Consider the following 20,134-nt stretch of genomic DNA (forward strand, 5'->3'; position numbering starts at 1 on the left):
GAGGATCACCAGCCATGAGCGTTGCCACCCTTCGCAAACCTGATGCGACGCAGGTCGTCACCAAGGCCCTGCTCAACGCCGGCAAGGAAATGGGGCTGACGCAGGCGGCGGTGGGCGTGGTCATCGGCAAGGACCGGACCGCGATCAGCCGCAACGGCGTCGACCCCGACAGCAAGGCCGGAGAACTCGCGCTGCTGCTGATCCGGGCGTATCGCGCGCTGTTCGCGCTCGTCGGCGGCGACGCCGCGCAGATGAAGCACTGGATGCACACCGACAACCTCCACGTCGGCGGCATCCCGGCCGAGCAGATTCGCACCGTCCAGGGTTTGCTGCGCGTCGTCGAATACCTCGACGCGATCCGCGGCCGGCTGTGACGGACATCTGGGCGGCGGTCGGTGCAGAGGCGCCGGTCGTCGAGCTCGCCGGCGACTTCGTGCGGCTCGTCGAGAGCCAGGAGCAGATCGCGACGAACCGCCTCGTCGATACGCTCGAGGAACAGGCGCTCCTCGAATCCCTGCTGGAAAGCTCGAAGCCCCCGCTGCCGCAAGCGGCCCGCGGCCTGCACTACCTGCTCGCGACCCCGTTCCGTTATCCGCCGCTGCGTCACGGCTCGCGTTTCGGCGGGCACTTCGAGCCGGGCCTGTTCTACGCGGCGTTCGACACGGCAACGGTGCTGGCCGAATCGGCCTATTACCGCTTCGTCTTCTGGCATGGCATGGCGGTCGCGCCGGCGTCGCCGCTGGCGTCCCAGCACACGCTGTTCGGCGCGCCGTGGCGCTGCGCCCGCGGCGTGCAACTGCAGTCCCCGCCGTTCGACCACTGGCGCGAGCAGCTCACCGACCGCGTGGATTACACCGCGACCCAGCGACTCGGCACGGCGATGCGGCAAGCCGGCGTCGAAGCTTTCGAATACGTCTCGGCGCGCGACCCCGCCGGCGGCCTCAACGTCGCGCTATTCACCCCGATGGCGCTGGCCGCCCGGCGGCCGGACTTCATGCAGGCGTGGCTCGCCGAGACGGATGCCGACGAGGTGCGCTTCTACTGCCAGGAAGAGCGGCTCGTGCATCGCTTCCCGCTCGGGCAGTTCCTCGTCGCGGGCGGGCTGCCGATGCCGGCGGTATAGCGTTTGAATTGAGCGGCCGGGGCGACTTTTCGCGTAGGTTCGCTCGAATGATGGGTGGGCTGTCGCAGGCTAGCCACTTGACAGGGCCGGTGGAATGGCTGGGTTGGGCCGCTCATTCGTAGTGCGTCCACATGCGCAGAACGCGAACCGTTTTCTCGTTGGCAAAGACTTCGTACACGATGCGGTGTTGAATATTGATGCGACGAGAGTATGCGCCGGCAAGATCACCGACCAATTTTTCAAAGGGAGGTGGATTTTTAAATGGGTCGTCAACAAGAATCGCGAGCAGTTCTAGCGCCTTTGGTTTAAGACCGCTTGCAGCAAGTTTCTTTGCGTCCTTCAGTGCTTGCCTGGCATAAACGACTTCCCAACTTACCACTTAAGCTCCTTCGAGCTTTTTGCGAGAGGTTCGGCCATGCCAGCCTTGATGGACCCACGCATGCCAGGTACGGCTAGCAGGTACAGAGTTTCCTGAATCGCGCTCCAGTCTTCTGCGGAGAGAAGCACGGCACTGTTGCGTTTTCCGGTAATGATGATTGGCTCATGAGACTCAACTGTTTGATCAATGAGCCGGTAAAGATTTGCCCGGGCTTCGCTGGCGGTAAGTGTGTTCATTTCGCGCACCTCCAAAGAGGCTTTATGGTACGCGATGGCGTACGTGTGTCAAGTGACTCTGACCTGCCTGGCGACCGGACTTCATGCAGGCATGGCTCGCGGAAACGGACGCCGCCGAAGTGCGCTTCTACTGCCACGAAGAGTGGTTCGTGCATCGCTTCCCGCTCGGACACTTCCTCGTCGCGGGCGGGCTGCCGATGCTGGCGGTATAGCGTGGATTTTCAGCCGTCGGCAAAGAGCGTAGCAGTTTGACGGTCAGCTACAAGCGTTTGTTAGGTTTCTCACACCAGACGTGGCTGCAACTCTGTATTTTCAGAGGCATTATTGACAGGCCCCGATGAAATAATGTCCATATATGCCTCTCGGTTTGCTGTGGCCTCGCGAATAAGATTGTGTGCCTCAAGTGAGCGATAGAGCGCAACCGAATAGGCTTGGCAGTTGATCGACTTCTCGGGGTTGAATTCAATATCTGTAAATGCATCATAATCGGACAACTGCTCTACCGCCCATTTGTTCTTATGAAGTGCATTAATATAGAGCCAATCATAGAAGGCAGTGCGCGGTTCTAGGGGCCAAGTTTCGCCAAAAAATTCGAAATACCTCAAAGAGCCTGATTCCCTAATTCTTGGATCTTTCTTTGCTGCCCTAGATGTCCCATATAGAAGATCTTTATAAGGTCCTCCATTGGCAAACACCTTACTTGATTGATACGCCGTTTCAACGGTAAAAATTTTTTGCAGCTTTTGAGTTGTAACCTTGAGGTTGAACGCGCTGAGCGCGACACCAAGCTCAACCTCAGATTTACTAGAAATTTCTAATGGACTACCACAGAGATGTTTGGCAACAGCGGCTTCGTGAAGTGATCGAATTGATTTCTGCTTTTGCATCACTGCCATGCCAGAATGCCAATTAAATTCGACGGATTCAGTTCGTACTAATATTTTTCCCGAGCTGTTTGGTATATAAACTGGGCGTTTAGCCAATTTGAGTACCTCGCCAATATACGTAATCCATTCGAGCATCGAAATACGACTTATCGTAGCAGAATTCCTTGCCGCCAACACAATCGTGTACGATTTTGGACAACCGTTTGTGATCCCGGATACGTTCCTTTTGATCCACTAGCACGTCCAAAATCATGTCCGGCTCAATTTTGTCCATAATTAGAACCTCAGCCTGAGGGTGCGTGGGGTAGAAATCAGGTATCCGTAGCTCTGAGCGTGGCGGCGCGGTGTCGATATCCGAAAACAAACGCTGAAGCGCATCCAACCCAATACGTTGTTGTAGAGGAGTCTGCGCCACCGCTCGTGTTGCGGCGTTCTCGACACAAAAGACGCAGTTCTTTTCCCAGAGCACTTGTGGTTTTACACGCAAGACCACCCAATCTGTACCAGGATTTTCTTGACGAAGCCGATAGAACATTTTGTAGTTCGGGAAAGATATGGAACAACAAATGGCATCAGGCAAATAATCAAACCTGTAGTAGTCGTTGACGGCCGTTTGAATACCTGCTGTTTTCAATGAGTTGCGTCCATATAGCCCATGCTGAAGAATTGAGGGTAAGTTCTCAGCGCGAGTAAAGTGCACAACGTGCTCAACGCCCCTGGAAGCAAGAAAACGCTGCATAGAAAAACTTAACCATTTGGATGAGTCTTTAACTGTTAAGCATTCAGTGTCTTCGAATTTAGATCGATTGTCGATCTTGGAAAACGCAATAGCTTTCCCATCTTTAATCGTGATATGTAGCTCATGTTCATAAACGGTGGAAAATCCGCCGTGAACATATTCAAGTATACTTCCCTCAGGAACTATAAGTGTTCCAGAAAACCACTCTGCAAAAATCGGGGTATTTTCGCGGAACTGATATCGACCGTCGATCCCGATTAAAAATAACCGCCTATTTTTGATTTCCCAAGTGCCCTGATATCCGCGCCAGCAAGCCGAACTAATGAATTTTGGGGGAACTTCCAGAATGCGCGAATCATTGTTTGGTAATGGCGGGCAAAACGCCATTGAGGTCATTTTTCCTTCAATAACTATTTTTTCATGGACTTGATATGTCATGGGCGCCTCGAAAAACCTCGACTCGCCCACCCTTGGTAAAATTACAGCGTCCTCAATCTCGCCACAGCCGACATCGATGAAACCGCGCAGCGCCATCAAGACCGACCTGTTTGCCTTTGATGCCCACTGCAAGAAGATCGACACGCTGGGTGACCCGCTGGTCGAGATCGAATCGCATATCGATTTTCCCGCGCTGGCGGCCGAGGTCGATATGATTGCGCCGCGACTCGTGAGTGCGCAGGGCGGGCGCCCGCCATACCCGACCGAGACGATGGTGCGCATCCTGGTGTTGAAGCGTCTGTACAACCTGTCCGATGAGCAGATGGAGTACCAGTTGCTCGACCGCATGAGCTACAAGCGCTTCTGCGGACTGGCGAATGCGACGAACGTTCCGGATCGCACCACGGTGTGGACCTTCGAGAACCGGATTGGTGAAGCGGGGGCGAAGGCCTTGTTCGACGGGGTCTCGACGCAGCTGCTCAAGAAGGGGTTCATCGCGCGCGGCGGTCAGATCATCGACGCGACGCTGGTGCCGGCGCCCAAGCAGCACAACCGCCGCGGCGAGAAGGAACTGATCGAGCAAGGCGCAATGCCCGCCTCGTGGCGCCCGGCGAAGCGGCGCCAGAAGGATACTGAGGCGACCTGGACCAGGAAGCACGGCAAGAGCTACTTCGGCTACAAGCTGTCGATCAACATCGACAAGAAGTACAAGATCATCCGCCGAATCGAGACCGATACTGCCAGCACGCACGACAGCCAGCACTTTGACAACGTCTTCGACACGCGCAACACGAGCCGCGATGTCTATGCCGATCGGGGCTACCCGTCCGAGCAGCGTGAAGCCAGGCTCAAGGAGAACGGCTTTCGCAACCAGATCCAGCGGAAGGGCAAGCGCAACAAGCCGCTGTCCGAGTGCCAGCAGCGACGCAACAAACGGGCGCCTCGAAAAACCTCGACTCGCCCACCCTTGGTAAAATTACAGCGTCCTCAATCTCGCCACAGCCGACATCGATGAAACCGCGCAGCGCCATCAAGACCGACCTGTTTGCCTTTGATGCCCACTGCAAGAAGATCGACACGCTGGGTGACCCGCTGGTCGAGATCGAATCGCATATCGATTTTCCCGCGCTGGCGGCCGAGGTCGATATGATTGCGCCGCGACTCGTGAGTGCGCAGGGCGGGCGCCCGCCATACCCGACCGAGACGATGGTGCGCATCCTGGTGTTGAAGCGTCTGTACAACCTGTCCGATGAGCAGATGGAGTACCAGTTGCTCGACCGCATGAGCTACAAGCGCTTCTGCGGACTGGCGAATGCGACGAACGTTCCGGATCGCACCACGGTGTGGACCTTCGAGAACCGGATTGGTGAAGCGGGGGCGAAGGCCTTGTTCGACGGGGTCTCGACGCAGCTGCTCAAGAAGGGGTTCATCGCGCGCGGCGGTCAGATCATCGACGCGACGCTGGTGCCGGCGCCCAAGCAGCACAACCGCCGCGGCGAGAAGGAACTGATCGAGCAAGGCGCAATGCCCGCCTCGTGGCGCCCGGCGAAGCGGCGCCAGAAGGATACTGAGGCGACCTGGACCAGGAAGCACGGCAAGAGCTACTTCGGCTACAAGCTGTCGATCAACATCGACAAGAAGTACAAGATCATCCGCCGAATCGAGACCGATACTGCCAGCACGCACGACAGCCAGCACTTTGACAACGTCTTCGACACGCGCAACACGAGCCGCGATGTCTATGCCGATCGGGGCTACCCGTCCGAGCAGCGTGAAGCCAGGCTCAAGGAGAACGGCTTTCGCAACCAGATCCAGCGGAAGGGCAAGCGCAACAAGCCGCTGTCCGAGTGCCAGCAGCGACGCAACAAACGCATCGCCAAGACGCGTGCGCGGGTCGAGCACGTGTTCGGGGCCATCGAGCAGATGGGCGGCAAGCTGCTGCGCACCATCGGTCAGGCGCGGGCGAACTTTGCGATGACGATGATGGCTGCCTGCTACAACCTGAAGCGGCTGGTCTATTTCAGGAAGGCCGGAATCGAGGCCTTCTGACGCCCGAAATGGGCCGCATCGCCGATGTCCGAGGCGATTCGAGGCAAAAACTGAGCGACACCGCGGGAAGAAGCGGTGATTTGCCGAAGGAACTGAACCGAATTCGGTCGCGGTCATCGTGTCGCACCGGGGTTCATTGAAAACCTCGGGTTATTCGAGGTGCCCAGACAACGGTTTCTTGGTATAGGTATTTCATCCGTTGGAGTTCGCTCAACATCCACTCGGCAACATCATCAGGAGTGGTTGTCATGATTAGGGTTTCTTTTCTTCCTGATACATCACCACAGCATCAAACGGAAACGCTCCCGCTTCCTTTTTGCTTCCAGCAAACCAACCTGTATGAACAACATTTTCGGTCCGCCGGAATTCAATTGAACGATATCGCCGATTTTGAATTTCTCTGCCATTGCTATCTCCTTCTGAGAGTTGATTATTGAAAGGCACAACGTATGGTCGACGCCAAGTGTCGGCGTAAAAATGTTATTGGACATGTCGGATAAGCCGGGACTGACTGGCAAGCCTTTGTTCTGGCAGGTGTGCCGTTTATATCGATAAAGCATTTTGCCCAATAACTTGGAACAAGCCATCCGGTTTCTCGGTACGACTGCGCCATGGCTGCTCGGTCTTTTCGGGGATCGGCTGCGGCTGAAGCACTACAGCCTGCGCACCGAGCAGGCGTATGTCGTCTGGGTCAAAAGATACATCATTCATCACCATCGGCGCCATCCAAACGACATGGGAAAGCAGGAGAGGGGGGCTTTCCAGACCTCGCTCGCGGCTGAGCGCGACGTGAGGGCGGCGACACAGGGACAGGTTTTGTCGGCGATTCCGTTTACCGGGAGGTGCTGGAGCGCCTCTTGCCATGGCTGGATGAGGTGACGCGGACGAAGAGGCCGGTGCGCTTATCTTCGGTGAGGTCGCGCGAGGAAGTGCAGCGGCTGATCGCGGGGGTGGATGGCCCTTCGCAGGGGCTGATCATCGCGCCGCCGGATATGAGAAACTGCCGCGAACGCGGATCGTTCGCGCGTCCAGCCGATTTTGTCCCGCCGAAACCTTCCGTTTCCGTCCGCGGTCCTCGGGCGGCGCGTACTCCACCGCCTTTGAACCCTGCAGGAGAGTCGATGCATCTGCCCAACCACCAACTCGCGATGACCGTGCTGATGACGCCGGACATGGCCAATTTTTCCGGTAACGTCCATGGCGGCACGATCCTCAAGCTGCTCGACCAGGTCGCCTATGCGTGTGCGAGCCGCTACGCCGGCCACTATGTCGTGACGCTGTCGGTGGATCAGGTGATGTTCCGCCAGCCGATCCACGTCGGGGAGCTCGTGAGCTTTCTCGCGTCGGTCAATTACACCGGCAAGACGTCGATGGAAGTCGGCATCAAGGTGCTGGCCGAGAACATCCGCGAAAAGGTCGTGCGCCACGCGAACAGCTGCTTCTTTACGATGGTCGCGGTCGACGATGAGGGCCGCTCGATCCCGGTCCCGCCGCTCGTCCCGACGACGCCCGACGAGCTGCGGCGTCACGCCGCCGCGCAGATCCGCCGCGAATTGCGCCATGAATTCGACCTGCGCCAGCGCGCGTTGAGGCCGGCAGCAGCATGAGCGGCACCCAAGCGAACAATCCGCTGCACGGCGTCACGCTCGAACGCATGCTGACCGAGCTGGTGGCGCATTACGGCTGGGACGAGCTCGGGCAGGAAATCCCGATCCGTTGCTTCCAGCACGAGCCGAGCGTCGCGTCGAGCCTCAAGTTCCTGCGCCGCACTCCGTGGGCGCGCGAGCGGGTCGAGTCGCTGTATCTCTACGTGCTGCGCTTGCGCCGAAGATAAGCCGGTGCGGGCGTCCACAACGGTCTATGATGACCGTGCCCTGTTCCCGGTTGTTCGCAAGTATCGCCGGCGGGGCCACCCAGTAACGGCAACAAGGCGGTGACGGCGCCTTTCACGGCGCACGCATTGCAAGGAGAAACACAATGGCCAAAGGTCAGGTACGCGGAAACAAAGAGGCCAAGAAGCCGAAACAGCCGAAAAAACCGGAACCGCCGGCGGCGGGCGGAATCATGGCGCCGAAGACGGACAAGTCCGGAAAGAAATAGCCTCTCGGCTTGCTTCGGCAAACCACGAAAAAACCGGCGTCAAGCCGGTTTTTTGTTGCCCCCGGATCGCGCGTCTGTCGAAGGGTTCAGTGTGCGAAGCGCACGCAATAGATCGGCGGAAGGTGCGCGGACAGGCACGTCCAGGTCTCGCCGCCGTCTTCCGACACCCACAGTGCTCCGGTCGTCGAACCCATCGCGAGCCGCCTGCCGCTGTTGTCGACGTCGAGCCCGTGGCGATACACGAGGTCGTACGTCGGCGCCCGCGGCAGTCCGTGGTCGAGCGGCTCGAAGCTTGCGCCGCCGTCGCGGCTGCGGGTGACGACGAGGTGCGCCCCGACCGGCACGCGGCACGCATCTTTCTCCGCCGGCACGAACCACGCGGTATTGGCGTCCAGCGGATGGGCCGCGACGGTGAAACCGAACGACGACGGCTGCGCCGCGAGCGGCTGCCAGCTCGCCGCGGCGTCGGTCGAACGATAGATGCCAGAGTGCTGCTGCGCCCACAACACGTCCGGATTCGACGGGCATTGCACCATGCGGTGCACGTCCTGGATGTTCGGGTCACCGCCGCGTTCGTCCGGCATGTAGTCGGCGACCATGCCGCTCGCGCGGCACTCCCAGCTGTCGCCACCGTCGCGCGTCTGCCACACGCCGCCGCACGAGACGGCGATCGTCACGACGCGGCTGTCGCGCGGGTCGATGCAGATCGAGTGGATGCCGGGGTGGTCGTAGCCGCCGCCGAACCATTCGCGGCGTTCCGGGCGATCCCACAACGACCGCACCAGCGTCCAGGAATCGCCGCCGTCGGCCGAGTGAAACAGCCCGCCGGGGATCGTTCCGGCCCACAGCACGCCGGGCTGGTCGGCGCCGGCCGCTTCGAGCGCCCACACCTGGGCGAGCGACCAGGCGGCGTCGGCCTCGTCGGCGGCTGTCGCGGGTTTGGGCGGGTAGGCGGGCACCGGGCTTTCATCCCAGCTGCGCCCGGCGTCATGCGAGCGGCGCATCTTGACGCCGAAGTGCCCGAGGTTCAGTGCCGCATGCCAGGTGCCGTCGCGCGGGTCGGCGAGCACCATCGTGACCGGGTCGCCGAGGAAATGGACGTGCGCTTCGGGCAGCCAGTGCGGGCTCGCATGCGGATGGCGGTCGAACACGAACAGCCCCTTGCGTGTGGCGACGAACAGTCGGTCGGTCATCGATGCCTCCTTTTGCGGCCTTTCAGCCGCCCGACAGCGCCTGCACGACGTAGATTTCCGCGTTCTCACCGGCAGGATCGGTGAGGTGCAGGCGGTCCTTCACGACTCGGCCATCGACGAAGATCGCAACATGGCGACGCAGCGTTCCCTGCTCGTCGAGAATGTAGTCACGCATCTGCGGCTTTTCGGCGAACGCGGCCGCGAGCGCGCCGTTGACCGTGCTGCCGGCGACGTGCAGCGGCGGGCAGGGCTGGTGACGCTGGATCGCGGGAGCGAAGACGATTCGCGGCATGATTCATCACTCGGAACGGCGGCCGGGCAGCGAATGGCATGTCATGGCCTTCCCCAGTCTAGACCAGCAATCCGTGCGTCGCATGACGTCCTGCCCGGGATGGGCGGGAACGTCTCGGCCACGGCACGGCGTCTGGCGTCAGCCGCAACACGCTGTATCGCAAGCTCAGACGGATGAGCTGATCCTTCAGAACCGATAGCTGGCCCGCACGCCGGCGTACCAGCTGCGCTCCGGGCCGGGTTCGTAGAACCGGCCGTTGCCGTCGCCGACGATCACCGAGGCGACGTGCTCGCGATCGAACAGGTTGTCGAGCCGCAGCATCTCGTTGAACGTCCACGAGCCGGATTTCTGTTCCGCGGTGAAGCGCAGGTTCACCAGCGCGTGGGCCGGTGCGGCGCGCTCGGTGTTGGTGTCCTCGACGTATACCTTGCTGCGATAGAGCGCCTCGAGTGCCGTGGCGACTCCGTCGACGGGAGTCCATTTGAGTTCGGCGTAAGCCGACAACGCAGGAATTCCGGGCAGGCGCCTGCCGTCGGCAATCGTCTTCGCCGCGGCGCCGCTGCCGGTCACGAAAGTTTCGTCGTAGATCGCCCGCAGCCGTGTCACGCTGAGCCGGCCGCGCCAGTCCGGGGAAAATTCGCTGTCGAGCGCGAGCTCGACGCCCCGGCGCAGCGTCGTGCCGGCGTTCTTGAACACGGTGCGTCCGCCGGAACTGCTCTCGACGACCAGTTCGTCGTCGGTGCGCACCTGAAACATCGCGGCGTTGAGCCGCGTGTTGTCGCCGACGAAAGCCTTCACGCCCAGTTCGAGCTGCGTGCTGGTTGCGGGCTCGAGGCCGAAATTGAAGCCCGCGGCGCCACCCGCACCCGAATACGCGAGTTCGGTCATCGTCGGGGTCTCGAAGCCACGCGCCGCGCTGCCGTAAAAATTGAGCGCCGGGCTCAGCTTGTAGACAACGCCGAGCGCCGGAGTCGTCTCGCGGAAGGTAAGCGCGCCGCTGTCGTCGCCGTTCGCGAGGTAGTCGTCATCGATGTCGAATTTCACGCGGCTGTGGCGCAGCCCCGCGGTCCATTGCCACGCCCCCTGTTCCCACGCGGTCTGCACGTACGGGTCGATGCTCGTGACGGTGTCCATCTCGTCGCGGCGTAGCCGGCCTTTGACCCCGAGGGTCGTGCCGATGAAGTTCTCGAAACCCTGGCGGTCGTCCTCGGAGCGGTCGACGTCGATGCCTGCGGTGACAGTCAGCTTGCCCGGTCCGAGCTCGCGCCGGCCGATCCAGCGTGCGCCGACGCCGTGGAAGCTGCGGTCGAAATCGATGACGCCGCCGGAATGCCGCGGATTGGCCTGCGGGCCGGCCGGGATCGACTGGTACTGCGTGACGCTGCGCTGCCCGGCATAGGCGACAAGCTGCAGGCGGTCGTCGCCGAAGCGCCGCTCGTAAGTCGCGCCGCCCTGGAGGTGGTCGATGCTCTTGCGTGTGTCGAATGTTTCGGCGACCGGTTCGGCTGCGCGCGGGTCGCGCCGGTAAGTCGCCCACGTCAGGCCCAGCGGGTCCTCGGTATCGTGCTGGCGCAGGCCGCTCGCGGTCAGCGTCAGCCGGCTGTCGGCATCCGGCGCGAAGTTCAGCTTCGCGAACGCCTGCTCGCGCGTCGCCGCGCTGTGGTCGCGATAGCCGTCGGTGTCGAAGCGCGACGCATCGAGCAGGTAGCCGACGCTGTCCTTCTCGCCTTCGCTGCCCACTCCGATCCGCGTCGTGCCCCAGGAGCCGGCAAGCGCGCCGCCGCGCAAGCTCGGCGCGCCTTTCGGGTCACGCGAAAAGAGCTGGATCACACCGCCCGCGTGGTTGCCGTAGATCGTCGAGAACGGGCCGCGCAGCACTTCGATGCGCTCCGCGACGTCGAGATTGAAAGTTGCGGCCTGGCCCTGCCCGTCGGGATTGCTCGCCGGGATGCCGTCGGCGATGAGCTTCACGCCGCGCACGCCGAAAGCGGAGCGGGCGCCGAAGCCGCGGATCGAGATCTGCAGGTCCTGGGCGTAGTTCTGGCGGTTTTGCACAACGAGTCCGGGAATGCCGGCCAGTGCTTCGGAGGCGTTGACGCCGAGGTTTCCTGCCCGGACCCTGGCCATGTCGACGACATCGACGGAAAACGGCAGGTCGAAGCTCTCGGCCTCGACGCGGCTGCCGGTGACGACGACCGGATTCAGGACCGGCGCCGGGTCGGCAGCGAAAATCGGCGCTGCGCACAAGCCGGCGAGCAGCGCCAGCGCGACGCGACGCAGGCGGGGGCGGGGGCGGGGAGGCTTGTCGTGGGGCGTCGAACGGTGATTCATCGGTCGGTGTCCTCAGGGGCATCGCACGGGCACTGTACGGGAATTTCGGACGGGATTTTCCGTTCGGGCGCGCGTTGCAGGTCGTTTCCCCCCGTAACAGCAGGAAACGGTAGCGCGGCTACCCGCTTATTCGTAGATACTTTCGCCTTCCAAAATAAATGCCGATCGACCGGGCGCAAGCGCAGGGCGATTGGCTCAACGAGAAGGGAAGAGCATCTGCAATGGATAACGGACTGACCAATGCGCAATGGTTCCTGCTGGTCGGCGGGCTGCTGCTCGTCAGGGGCCTCACCTCGTCGATGATCCGGCGCCTGCCGGTGACCGCGGCGATCATCTATCTCGCCGTCGGCCTGATCGTGGGCCCGACGGTGCTGAACCTGTTCCACTTCAATCCGCTCAAGGAATCGGCGCTGCTCGAAGTGCTGACCGAAGCGGCAGTGCTGATCTCGCTCTATGCGGCGGGCGTAAAGATGCCGGTGCCGGTGAGCCTCGCGCGCTGGCGAGCGCCGATCCTGCTGGCATTCGCGTCGATGGCCGTGACCGTGGGCCTGGTCGCGGCGTTCGGACATTACGCACTCGGGCTGCCGCTGGGCGCCGCAGTGCTGCTCGGCGCGATCCTCGCTCCGACCGATCCGGTGCTCGCAACCGATGTGCAGACGCGCCATCCGGGCGACCGGGACCGGCTGCGCTTCACGCTGACCTGCGAGGCGGGGATGAACGACGGCAGCGCGTTTCCGTTCGTTATGCTCGGCCTCGGCCTGCTCGGCCTGCACGAGCTGGGTGACTTCGGGCTGCGCTGGGCGCTCGTCGACGTGGTGTGGGCGACCGTCGCGGGGCTCGCGATCGGCGTCGCCTGCGGCGTGACGATGGCCCATGTGGTGGCTCGCCTGCGCCGCGCTGGCGCAGCCCACGGGTTGCTCGACGATTTTCTCGGCCTCGGGCTCATCGGAATCGTGTATGGCTTGAGCGTCATGGCGAGCGCGTGGGGCTTCCTCGCAGTGTTCTTCGCCGCCGTCGCGTTGCGGCAGACCGAACGCAAGCTCGCGGGCGCCGCGCCCGACAAGGCGGACCGCCTGCAGACGGCAGACGGCGGTGCGCATGCGGCGCGGGTTCATGAGGCGCCGACGCTCAGCGAGGGGTCGCTGATCTTCAAGGAGCATCTCGAGCGCCTCTCCGAACTGCTGCTGATCCTGCTCATCGGCGGGACGCTGTTCGTCGACTCGTGGAGCTGGCGCGCCGTCGGCATGGCGCTGTTCCTGTTCCTCGTCGCGCGGCCGGTGAGCGTGATGATCGGCCTGATCGGCACGCGCACGCCGTGGCGCATCCGCGGGCTGGCCGGCTGGTTCGGCGTGCGCGGCATCGGTTCGCTGTATTACCTGATGTATGCGATCCAGCACGGCCTGCCGAAAGATGTCGCGCTGGAGCTGATCCACATGACGCTGATCGTCGTGACGCTGTCGGTGATCTTCCACGGCACCAGCGTCAAGCCGTTGATGGAGCGTTTCTGGCCGGCGGGACGGCCGGCAGCGCTCGGCACGCACCGGCGTGGCGCCGGGGCCGGGTGATTCAGGGGTGATTCAGCAGGTGATTTAGGACTTGCGCCACACGGTCGCGAGCCACGGCTGCTGGTCGCGCGGCAGGCCGGGCGGCCGGTAGTAATGCTCGATCTCGGTGAAGCCGGCGGCGCCGACATGAGTGCGCCAGGCTTCGAGGTCGTGGAAGCAGCCGTAGCGCTCGCCGTTGAAGCCTTCCTCGTTGTTGCCGCGCGGATTCGACGAGAACAGCACGCCACGCGGCTTGAGCGTGGCGTGCAGCTTGCGCAGCACCTCCGGCAGCGCGGCGCTGGGGACGTGGAACAGCGAGGCGTTCGCGAACACGCCGTCGAAGCGGTCCGCGGGCAGATCCAGCGCGAGGAAATCCTGATGCAGGACTTCGCATCCTGAATAGGCCCGCGCCATCGCCACGAACTCCTTCGTGCCGTCGAGGCCGACGGCCTCGTGGCCGAGCCGACGCAGGCGCAGCAGGTCACGCCCCGGTCCGCAGCCGAAATCGAGGATCGAATACGGCGGCTCGCCTTCGATCGCGTTCAGCAGCGCCGCGAGGTTCTGGCTGACGTCGTGATCGCGCGTGCCCGACCAGTACGCCGCGGCATTGCGCTCGTAATGCGCGAGCGTTCGTGCCGCCGCCTCGGGCAGCGCGGGCGCGCCGCCAAAAGGCTTCTCCGGGTCGCTCATTGCCGCCGCTCCCGCTTCAACGATACTTCCGGTACACCGCCACGGCGTCCTGGTGCGCGCGATCCAGCGTGCACAGCGACGGATCGTCGTCGTGCCCGCTGAAGAAATCGTCGGCTTGCGCGCGCATCGTCATGCGGATCGCCTCGTCGTCTTCGACGTCGTATTTCTCGGTGATCAGCGTCGTGACTTCGTCCAGGTGTTCTTCGTAGGTCATTTCGCGTTTCCCCAATCGGGCGGCATCACTGCGCGGCCGGCGGCAACGGCGCGAATTCCGCGGGAACCCAGCTGTAGATCCCTTTGCCGTCGGCACGCACATGGCCGATGCCCGGGAACGGCAGGTGCATGCCCGCGACCAGCGTCTTCGTCGCCGCCAGCGAATACATCAGGCTCTTCCTCGTCGCCACCGCCTGCGCCTTGTCGACGTCGAACTCGAATGCGACTTCGGGCCGGGCGAACTGCACCGCATGCGAATGCACGACGTCGCCCCAGATCAGCAGCTTCTCGCCATTGGACTCGACCGAGTACGCGGTGTGCCCCGGCGTGTGGCCATATGCTTTCACGGCGCGGATGCCGGGGACCACGTCGCTGCCTTCGGCGAAGGTTTTCCATTGTCCGCGGGCCTGGTACGGTGCGGCGGCATCGACGGCCATCTTGAAGAACGGCTGTATCTCGGCAGGCGCCTCGGCGGCCGTTTGCGGCGACAGCCAGAAATCGTTGTCGGTCTGCGCGACAAGGATCGTCGCGTTCGGAAACATCATCTGGCCGGCGGAATCCCCGAGGCCGCCGATGTGGTCGCCATGCAGGTGCGTGACGATCACGGTGTCGACCTGCGCCGGATCGTAGCCGGCCGCACGCATGTTGCCGACGATGTGCCCCAGCCCCGGCCCGAACAGCTTCGCGGCGCCGGCATCGACGAGCACGAGATTGCTGCCGGTGTTGATCAGGTAGGCATTCACCGCAGTCTGCATTTTCGGCCCCTCGACGAACATCCGTGACAGCAGCCGCTCGAGTTCCTGTTCCTTCACGTTCTTCAGCAGTTGCGGGTCGAGTTCGATCGCGCCGTCATAAAGCGCGGTGATCTCGAACTGCCCGAGCATCGTGCGGTAGTAGCCCGGCACCTGGGTCTTGACCATCGGTGCTTCGGCGTGCGCGGGCGCGACCGGCGCGAGGACGGCGAGGGTGCCGCAAAAAGCAAGCATCCACTTGAAGGTTTTTTTCATCTTGTAGGGCTCCCGGTGATAAATCGTTCAGCGGCTGATCGGCTTGTAGCGGATGCGCTTGGGCTTCGCGCCTTCCTCGCCGAGGCGTTTCTTCTTGTCGTCTTCGTATTCCTGATAGTTGCCGGCGAAGAACGTCCATTGCGAGTCGCCTTCGGCCGACAGGATGTGCGTGCAGATGCGGTCGAGGAACCAGCGGTCGTGGGAAATGACGAGCGCGCAGCCGGCGAATTCGAGCAGCGCGTCTTCGAGGGCGCGCAGGGTCTCGACGTCGAGGTCGTTGGACGGTTCGTCCAGCAGCAGCACGTTGCCGCCGGCAATCAGCGTCTTGGCCAGATGCAGCCGCCCGCGCTCGCCGCCGGACAGGTTGCCGACGATCTTCTGCTGGTCGCCGCCCTTGAAGTTGAAGCGACCGATATAAGCGCGGCTCGGCATTTCGAAGCGGCCGACGGTGAGCACGTCGGCGCCGTCCGAGACCGCCTCGAACACCGTCTTGTCGTTCGCGAGGCCTTCGCGGGTCTGGTCGACGGCGGCGATCTTGACCGTCGGCCCGACGACGACTTCGCCGGCGTCCGGCTTGTCGCGGCCTTCGATCATCTTGAACAGCGTCGACTTGCCGGCGCCGTTCGGGCCGATGACGCCGACGATCGCGCCGGGCGGGATGCTGAAGCTGACGTTGTCCATCAGCAGCTTGTCGCCGAACGCTTTCGATACGCCGTTGAATTCGATGACTTTGCTGCCCAGGCGCTCGCCGGGCGGAATGAAGATTTCCTGGGTCTCGTTGCGTTTCTGGTATTCGACGGTCGTCATTTCCTCGTAGCGCGCGAGCCGTGCCTTCGATTTGGCCTGGCGCGCCTTCGGGTTCGAGCGCGCCCATTCCAGTTCGGTCTTCATCGCCTTCTGGTGGGCAGCTTCCTGCTTGCTTTCCTGCGCGAGGCGCTCGCCTTTTTGCTCGAGCCAGCTCGAGTAGTTGCCTTTCCACGGGATGCCGTGGCCGCGGTCGAGTTCGAGGATCCATTCGGCCGCGTTATCGAGGAAGTAGCGGTCGTGCGTGACGGCAACGACGGTGCCGGGGAAGCGCGTGAGGAATTGCTCGAGCCACTCGACCGATTCGGCGTCGAGGTGGTTCGTCGGCTCGTCGAGCAGCAGCATGTCGGGCCGCGACAGCAGCAGCTTGCACAGCGCGACGCGGCGCTTTTCGCCGCCGGAGAGCTTGCCGATGACGGCATCCCAAGGCGGCAGGCGCAGCGCGTCGGCGGCAATTTCCATCTGCGTCTCGATGTCGGCGCCCGCGGTCGCCAGGATGTTCTCGTACTTGGCCTGTTCTTCGGCGAGCTTGTCGAAGTCGGCGTCCGGCTCGGCGTACGCGGCGTAGATCGCGTCGAGCTTCTGGCGCGCTTCGAGGATTTCGCCGAGGCCGGATTCGACTTCTTCCTTCACCGTCTTCGCCGCGTCGAGCTGCGGCTCCTGCGCCAGGTAGCCGAGGCGGATGCCCGGCAGGTGTTGCACCTCGCCGTCGTATTCCTTGTCGACGCCCGCCATGATGCGCAGCACCGTGGACTTGCCGGAACCGTTCAGGCCGAGCAGGCCGATTTTTGCGCCGGGAAAGAACGAGAGGGAGATATCCTTGATGATCTGCCGTTTCGGCGGCACGATCTTGCTCACACGGAGCATCGACATTACATATTGGGCCATGGGCAGTGGGAGTCCGGGTAACAGGAATGGTAAGACCGCGAAGGATACCGCAAGGCTGTACCGCGTTGCTCTTCCGGAGCCGCCGTGCCCGACCTCGCGACGAAGCAGAAGTGGCTCCGTCCAACTCTCGGTCCTTTCTGCCCAGGCGTGACGAACACAAGAGGCGCAAGCATGGCCGACGACCGTAGCATCGGGAGTGCCGGAAGCTGGCGGGGGCGCCGCCCCGGCCGCATTCTGACGATGACGCTGCTCGCCGCGGCCTTGGCGGCGCTCGCCACGTGGGTCGTGTGGAAACAGCAATCCGAGGAATATCAGCGCGATATCGCTGGCCAGTTCGAGTCGGAAGCTGCTGAGATTGCGGTGCGCATCGACGAACGGTTTCTTGCGTACCGCCTCGTGTTGCAGGGTGGGCGGGGCCTGTTCGAGGTGATGGACAGGGTCGATCGTCGAACATGGCGTGAGTACGTCCGTACGCTGAAGCTGGGAGAGGACATTCCCGGTGTTCAGGGTCTCGGCTTCACGCTCTGGCTCGAGCCCGGAGAGCTCCCTTCCCACGTCGACGCGCTGCGCGCCGAAGGGTTCGACGCCTATCGCGTGTGGCCGGAGGGGGTGCGCGACGGCTATTCGAGCATCGTCATGCTCGAGCCGTTCGACTGGCGCAACCAGCGCGCACTGGGCTACGACATGTACTCCGAACCGGTGCGGCGCGAGGCGATGGAGCGCGCGCTGCGTACCGGCGGCGCCGCGATGTCGGGCAGGACTGTCCTGGTCCAGGAAACGACTGCCGACGTCCAGGCGGGGGTGCTGATCTACACTCCCGTGTTCGTCGAAGGCATGCCGCTCGCGACCGAAGACGAGCGGTGGCGGGCGCTGCACGGCTGGGTATATATGCCGTTCCGCATGACCGACCTGATGCGGGGCATGCTGGGGCTCTATTCGGAAGGCGTGCGGTTGAGGGTTTTCGACGAAGTGGAAAACTCGCAAGCCCTGCTCTATGACAGCCATCCCGAGCGCGTTGCCGACGAGCAGCCCGACTTCGTGAGCGTCAAGCGCCTCACGCTGGCCGGTCGAACATGGCTGGTGAGGCTCGACGCGCTGCCCGGGTATGCGCCCCAGTTCGATGTGCAGCGCGCCGAGCTGGCCGCGATCGGCATGGTCGGGCTGCTGTTCGTCATGGCGACATGGTTTTTCGCGCTGACGCGCGAGCGGGCGAGGGCGCTCGCGCGGACGACGGCGTCGCTGCAGCACAGCGAACGCCGCTACAGCACGCTCGTGAATGTGGCGCAGGAGGGAATTGCGGCCACCGACGAGGAATTCCGCCTGACTTTCGTGAACCCCAGCCTGGCGGAGATCCTCGGACGCAGCGAAGCGGAATTGCTCGGCCGGCCGCTCGACGAGTTATGGCAAGGCGGCAAGGCCGAGACGCGCGTACAGATCCTCGCGCGGCTGGCCAGGGGGCAGGGCAGACGCTACGAGACGGATCTCGTGCGCGGCGACGGACAGCTCCTGACCGCGCTGGTGTCCGACGCTCCGCTCACGCACGCCGAAGGCGGGTTGAGGGGGGCGATCGTCGTGCTGCTGGACATTACCGAGCGCAAGGACGTCGAGCGCCGCATCGCCCACCTGGCGACGCACGACGTGCTGACCGGCATTCCGAACCGGCTGATGTTCAGCGAGCAGCTGACGCATGCGGTGGACCAGGCGAAGCGCTATGGGCACCGCTTCGCGCTGCTGTTCGTGGATCTCGATCGCTTCAAGCGCGTCAACGACGAGCTCGGGCACCACGCCGGCGATCAGCTGCTGCGCGAAGCGGTCAGGCGGATGCAGCATGCGGTCCGCTCGAGCGACATGCTCGGGCGGCGCGGCGGCGACGAATTCGTCGTGCTGCTGCCGGAGATCGAGTCCGGCCACGACGCGGAGGTGGTCGCCGAGAAGATCCGCCTGGCGCTCGAGCGGCCTTTCGTCATCGACGGTGAAGAGGCCAGCATCTCGTCGAGCATCGGCATCGCGCTGTATCCCGACCACGGCACCGACGAGGATGCGTTGATGCGGCGTGCCGACGAGGCGATGTACCGCGCGAAGGAAGATGGGCGCAACCGCGTCTGCTACTGACCCCGGTGAAGTCAGCCGACCAGCTCGTCGAGGTTGATGTCGGCGATCAGGTCGTTCGAAAGACGCTCGAGATCGGCTTTGAGCGCGTCGGCATCGACATGCTCGCCGGCCTTCAGCTCCGCTTCGGCGTGGAACAGCGTCTCGGACGACATCGGCGCGGTCGACGTGCGGGTGACGAGTTTTTCGACGTTGACGCCGTGGCGCGCGAACACCTGAGAGACTTCGCGAACGATGCCGATGCGGTCGTGTCCGACGAGGCTGAACGACAGCCGGCGATGGCGATGGGCTGTCTCGGCGGCACTGTCCATCGAGCATTCCACCATGACGCGCAGCGCCGAGAGTTTCGCCAGCGCGGTCTCCAGCGCCTGCACGTGTTCGGGCGGCACGCTGATCTTGAGCAGGCCGGCGAACTTGCCGGCGAGCTGCGCCATCGACGATTCGAGCCAGTTGCCGTGATGGGCGGTGATGACCGACGAAAGCTCTTCGACGAGCCCGGGGCGATCGTCGCCGATCACCGTGAGAACGAGTAGTCTGGACACGCATGCACCTCCGTCGGGTCGTGGGAAGGGGAATGGGAAGGGGCTCTGCGCTGTGCGGGAGCCGCATCCGGGAATTCTATCCTTCCGGGCGCCCGGTGCGCTCATGCCGCGGTCCGAAGTGGCTCCGTGCCAGCAATCGCCGTACGCGCTCAGTCCACTTCGACCGTCGCGATGACTTCGCCTTCGTCGATCGGATCGCCTTCCTCGACGCGCACATCGACAAGGATTCCGGCATACGGGCTGGGAATGTCGAGCGCGACCTTGCCCGTTTCGAGCACGATCAGCGTTTCGTCGGTGCCGATTTTTTCGCCGTTGCGGACCAGTACGCTCTGGACGAACACTTCGCCGGTTCGGCACGACCCGCAGCTGTCCCAGCACTCCGGATATTTCGGCATGCGGATTTCCACTATGCGGCCCAACGTCGTTCCCCCTTTTCGCAGGATGACCGTGCGGCCAGCGGGCACTGCGTGGTACGGATTGCGACGCCGCCCTCCACGAACATGGTGCAGCTGTCGCGCGCAACCCGTGCGGCAACTGCCGGTCTGCAAGGCATCATCGGAAATTCCGGGG

Annotated in this window: 26 protein-coding genes and 1 pseudogene; 11 read left to right on the forward strand and 16 right to left on the reverse strand. The window is 63.0% G+C overall.

The genetic code is table 11. From position 1 onward, the window contains the following. Window positions 1–14: 14 nt before the first annotated feature. Complete coding sequence (locus tag GO608_RS17090) at window positions 15–374, forward strand: MbcA/ParS/Xre antitoxin family protein (RefSeq protein ID WP_169200356.1); 360 nt, start codon at window positions 15–17, stop codon at window positions 372–374. Further along, complete coding sequence (locus GO608_RS17095) at window positions 371–1,123, forward strand: RES family NAD+ phosphorylase (RefSeq protein WP_247003256.1); 753 nt, start codon at window positions 371–373, stop codon at window positions 1,121–1,123. Before GO608_RS17090 ends, GO608_RS17095 begins: the two co-directional genes overlap by 4 nt. A gap of 112 nt (window positions 1,124–1,235) precedes the next feature. Here GO608_RS17095 and GO608_RS17100 read toward each other — a convergent pair whose 3' ends face one another. Continuing rightward, complete coding sequence (locus tag GO608_RS17100) at window positions 1,236–1,502, reverse strand: Txe/YoeB family addiction module toxin (RefSeq protein WP_169200357.1); 267 nt, start codon at window positions 1,500–1,502, stop codon at window positions 1,236–1,238. Beyond that, window positions 1,496–1,738: a type II toxin-antitoxin system Phd/YefM family antitoxin gene (locus GO608_RS17105; RefSeq protein WP_169200358.1), complete on the reverse strand. Its 243-nt coding sequence runs from the start codon at window positions 1,736–1,738 to the stop codon at window positions 1,496–1,498. Before GO608_RS17105 ends, GO608_RS17100 begins: the two co-directional genes overlap by 7 nt. Window positions 1,739–1,821: 83 nt before the next feature. On the opposite strand from GO608_RS17105, the gene GO608_RS19550 reads away from it, so the two are divergent. Then, window positions 1,822–1,950, forward strand: coding sequence for a hypothetical protein (locus tag GO608_RS19550; protein WP_281505759.1), 129 nt, complete (start codon window positions 1,822–1,824; stop codon window positions 1,948–1,950). Between the two features lie 69 nt (window positions 1,951–2,019). Here GO608_RS19550 and GO608_RS17110 read toward each other — a convergent pair whose 3' ends face one another. Then, a complete protein-coding gene (locus tag GO608_RS17110) occupies window positions 2,020–2,760 on the reverse strand; it encodes a DarT1-associated NADAR antitoxin family protein (protein ID WP_425532307.1) in 741 nt (246 codons plus the stop codon). Next, the gene (locus GO608_RS17115; RefSeq protein ID WP_247003257.1) at window positions 2,714–3,898 is read right to left on the reverse strand and encodes a DarT ssDNA thymidine ADP-ribosyltransferase family protein; all 1,185 of its coding nucleotides are present in this window, start codon (window positions 3,896–3,898) and stop codon (window positions 2,714–2,716) included. Before GO608_RS17115 ends, GO608_RS17110 begins: the two co-directional genes overlap by 47 nt. Here GO608_RS17115 and GO608_RS17120 point away from each other — a divergent pair. Continuing rightward, window positions 3,879–4,739: pseudogene (locus GO608_RS17120) on the forward strand (IS5 family transposase); the annotation flags it as partial. The gene GO608_RS17115 and the pseudogene GO608_RS17120 overlap by 20 nt on opposite strands. Window positions 4,740–4,813: 74 nt before the next feature. Beyond that, on the forward strand, window positions 4,814–5,851 hold the full coding sequence (locus GO608_RS17125; protein WP_247002679.1) for an IS5 family transposase: 1,038 nt from the start codon (window positions 4,814–4,816) through the stop codon (window positions 5,849–5,851). Between the two features lie 133 nt (window positions 5,852–5,984). On the opposite strand, the gene GO608_RS19715 is transcribed toward GO608_RS17125, so the two are convergent. The 3 genes from GO608_RS19715 to GO608_RS17135 form a co-directional block, all read right to left on the reverse strand. Further along, on the reverse strand, window positions 5,985–6,101 hold the full coding sequence (locus GO608_RS19715) for a DUF6953 family protein (RefSeq protein WP_425532308.1): 117 nt from the start codon (window positions 6,099–6,101) through the stop codon (window positions 5,985–5,987). A 28-nt stretch (window positions 6,102–6,129) separates the two neighbouring features. Further along, window positions 6,130–6,258 (reverse strand): DUF2158 domain-containing protein, encoded by a 129-nt coding sequence (locus GO608_RS17130; protein WP_169200587.1) that lies wholly within the window; start codon window positions 6,256–6,258, stop codon window positions 6,130–6,132. 136 nt (window positions 6,259–6,394) lie between these two features. Next, window positions 6,395–6,568: a hypothetical protein gene (locus GO608_RS17135; protein ID WP_247003259.1), complete on the reverse strand. Its 174-nt coding sequence runs from the start codon at window positions 6,566–6,568 to the stop codon at window positions 6,395–6,397. Here GO608_RS17135 and GO608_RS19720 point away from each other — a divergent pair. From GO608_RS19720 to GO608_RS19555, 4 genes are all read left to right on the forward strand, one after another. Continuing rightward, window positions 6,512–6,730, forward strand: coding sequence for a site-specific integrase (locus GO608_RS19720; RefSeq protein WP_425532315.1), 219 nt, complete (start codon window positions 6,512–6,514; stop codon window positions 6,728–6,730). The genes GO608_RS17135 and GO608_RS19720 overlap by 57 nt on opposite strands. Window positions 6,731–6,972: 242 nt before the next feature. Beyond that, window positions 6,973–7,458 carry an acyl-CoA thioesterase gene (locus GO608_RS17140; RefSeq protein ID WP_169200585.1) on the forward strand — a complete coding sequence of 162 codons (486 nt, stop codon included), beginning with the start codon at window positions 6,973–6,975 and terminating at the stop codon, window positions 7,456–7,458. Beyond that, window positions 7,455–7,685 (forward strand): VF530 family protein, encoded by a 231-nt coding sequence (locus GO608_RS17145; RefSeq protein WP_169200584.1) that lies wholly within the window; start codon window positions 7,455–7,457, stop codon window positions 7,683–7,685. The genes GO608_RS17140 and GO608_RS17145 overlap by 4 nt, the downstream gene beginning before the upstream one ends. Window positions 7,686–7,828: 143 nt before the next feature. Beyond that, window positions 7,829–7,951: a hypothetical protein gene (locus GO608_RS19555; protein ID WP_280516166.1), complete on the forward strand. Its 123-nt coding sequence runs from the start codon at window positions 7,829–7,831 to the stop codon at window positions 7,949–7,951. A gap of 86 nt (window positions 7,952–8,037) precedes the next feature. On the opposite strand, the gene GO608_RS17150 is transcribed toward GO608_RS19555, so the two are convergent. From GO608_RS17150 to GO608_RS17160, 3 genes are all read right to left on the reverse strand, one after another. Continuing rightward, on the reverse strand, window positions 8,038–9,144 hold the full coding sequence (locus GO608_RS17150; RefSeq protein ID WP_169200583.1) for a WD40/YVTN/BNR-like repeat-containing protein: 1,107 nt from the start codon (window positions 9,142–9,144) through the stop codon (window positions 8,038–8,040). Between the two features lie 22 nt (window positions 9,145–9,166). Next, window positions 9,167–9,436 carry a MoaD/ThiS family protein gene (locus tag GO608_RS17155; RefSeq protein ID WP_169200582.1) on the reverse strand — a complete coding sequence of 90 codons (270 nt, stop codon included), beginning with the start codon at window positions 9,434–9,436 and terminating at the stop codon, window positions 9,167–9,169. 186 nt (window positions 9,437–9,622) lie between these two features. Beyond that, window positions 9,623–11,767: a TonB-dependent receptor family protein gene (locus GO608_RS17160; protein WP_247003261.1), complete on the reverse strand. Its 2,145-nt coding sequence runs from the start codon at window positions 11,765–11,767 to the stop codon at window positions 9,623–9,625. A gap of 221 nt (window positions 11,768–11,988) precedes the next feature. On the opposite strand from GO608_RS17160, the gene GO608_RS17165 reads away from it, so the two are divergent. Next, window positions 11,989–13,332 carry a cation:proton antiporter gene (locus GO608_RS17165; protein ID WP_211159266.1) on the forward strand — a complete coding sequence of 448 codons (1,344 nt, stop codon included), beginning with the start codon at window positions 11,989–11,991 and terminating at the stop codon, window positions 13,330–13,332. A gap of 24 nt (window positions 13,333–13,356) precedes the next feature. Here the strand turns inward: GO608_RS17165 and GO608_RS17170 are convergent, their stop codons facing one another. From GO608_RS17170 to ettA, 4 genes are read right to left on the reverse strand one after another with little or no spacing between them, the layout of a single operon-like run. Then, window positions 13,357–14,001: a class I SAM-dependent methyltransferase gene (locus tag GO608_RS17170; protein ID WP_169197652.1), complete on the reverse strand. Its 645-nt coding sequence runs from the start codon at window positions 13,999–14,001 to the stop codon at window positions 13,357–13,359. Window positions 14,002–14,017: 16 nt separating this feature from the next. Next, the gene (locus GO608_RS17175) at window positions 14,018–14,215 is read right to left on the reverse strand and encodes a hypothetical protein (RefSeq protein ID WP_169197651.1); all 198 of its coding nucleotides are present in this window, start codon (window positions 14,213–14,215) and stop codon (window positions 14,018–14,020) included. 25 nt (window positions 14,216–14,240) lie between these two features. Beyond that, window positions 14,241–15,221 carry an MBL fold metallo-hydrolase gene (locus GO608_RS17180; protein WP_169197650.1) on the reverse strand — a complete coding sequence of 327 codons (981 nt, stop codon included), beginning with the start codon at window positions 15,219–15,221 and terminating at the stop codon, window positions 14,241–14,243. Window positions 15,222–15,248: 27 nt separating this feature from the next. Beyond that, the gene (gene ettA / locus GO608_RS17185) at window positions 15,249–16,913 is read right to left on the reverse strand and encodes an energy-dependent translational throttle protein EttA (RefSeq protein ID WP_169197649.1); all 1,665 of its coding nucleotides are present in this window, start codon (window positions 16,911–16,913) and stop codon (window positions 15,249–15,251) included. Window positions 16,914–17,084: 171 nt separating this feature from the next. On the opposite strand from ettA, the gene GO608_RS17190 reads away from it, so the two are divergent. Next, window positions 17,085–19,025 carry a CHASE domain-containing protein gene (locus tag GO608_RS17190; RefSeq protein ID WP_169197648.1) on the forward strand — a complete coding sequence of 647 codons (1,941 nt, stop codon included), beginning with the start codon at window positions 17,085–17,087 and terminating at the stop codon, window positions 19,023–19,025. An 11-nt stretch (window positions 19,026–19,036) separates the two neighbouring features. On the opposite strand, the gene GO608_RS17195 is transcribed toward GO608_RS17190, so the two are convergent. Both GO608_RS17195 and GO608_RS17200 read right to left on the reverse strand, forming a co-directional pair. Further along, the gene (locus GO608_RS17195) at window positions 19,037–19,564 is read right to left on the reverse strand and encodes a glycine cleavage system transcriptional repressor (RefSeq protein ID WP_169197647.1); all 528 of its coding nucleotides are present in this window, start codon (window positions 19,562–19,564) and stop codon (window positions 19,037–19,039) included. A gap of 149 nt (window positions 19,565–19,713) precedes the next feature. Further along, entirely contained in the window at window positions 19,714–19,959 is a 246-nt protein-coding gene (locus tag GO608_RS17200) for a biotin/lipoyl-containing protein (protein ID WP_247003263.1), read from the reverse strand. Window positions 19,960–20,134 lie beyond the last annotated feature (175 nt).

The sequence above is a fragment of the Aromatoleum buckelii genome, assembly GCF_012910785.2.
Lineage (GTDB): Bacteria > Pseudomonadota > Gammaproteobacteria > Burkholderiales > Rhodocyclaceae > Aromatoleum > Aromatoleum buckelii.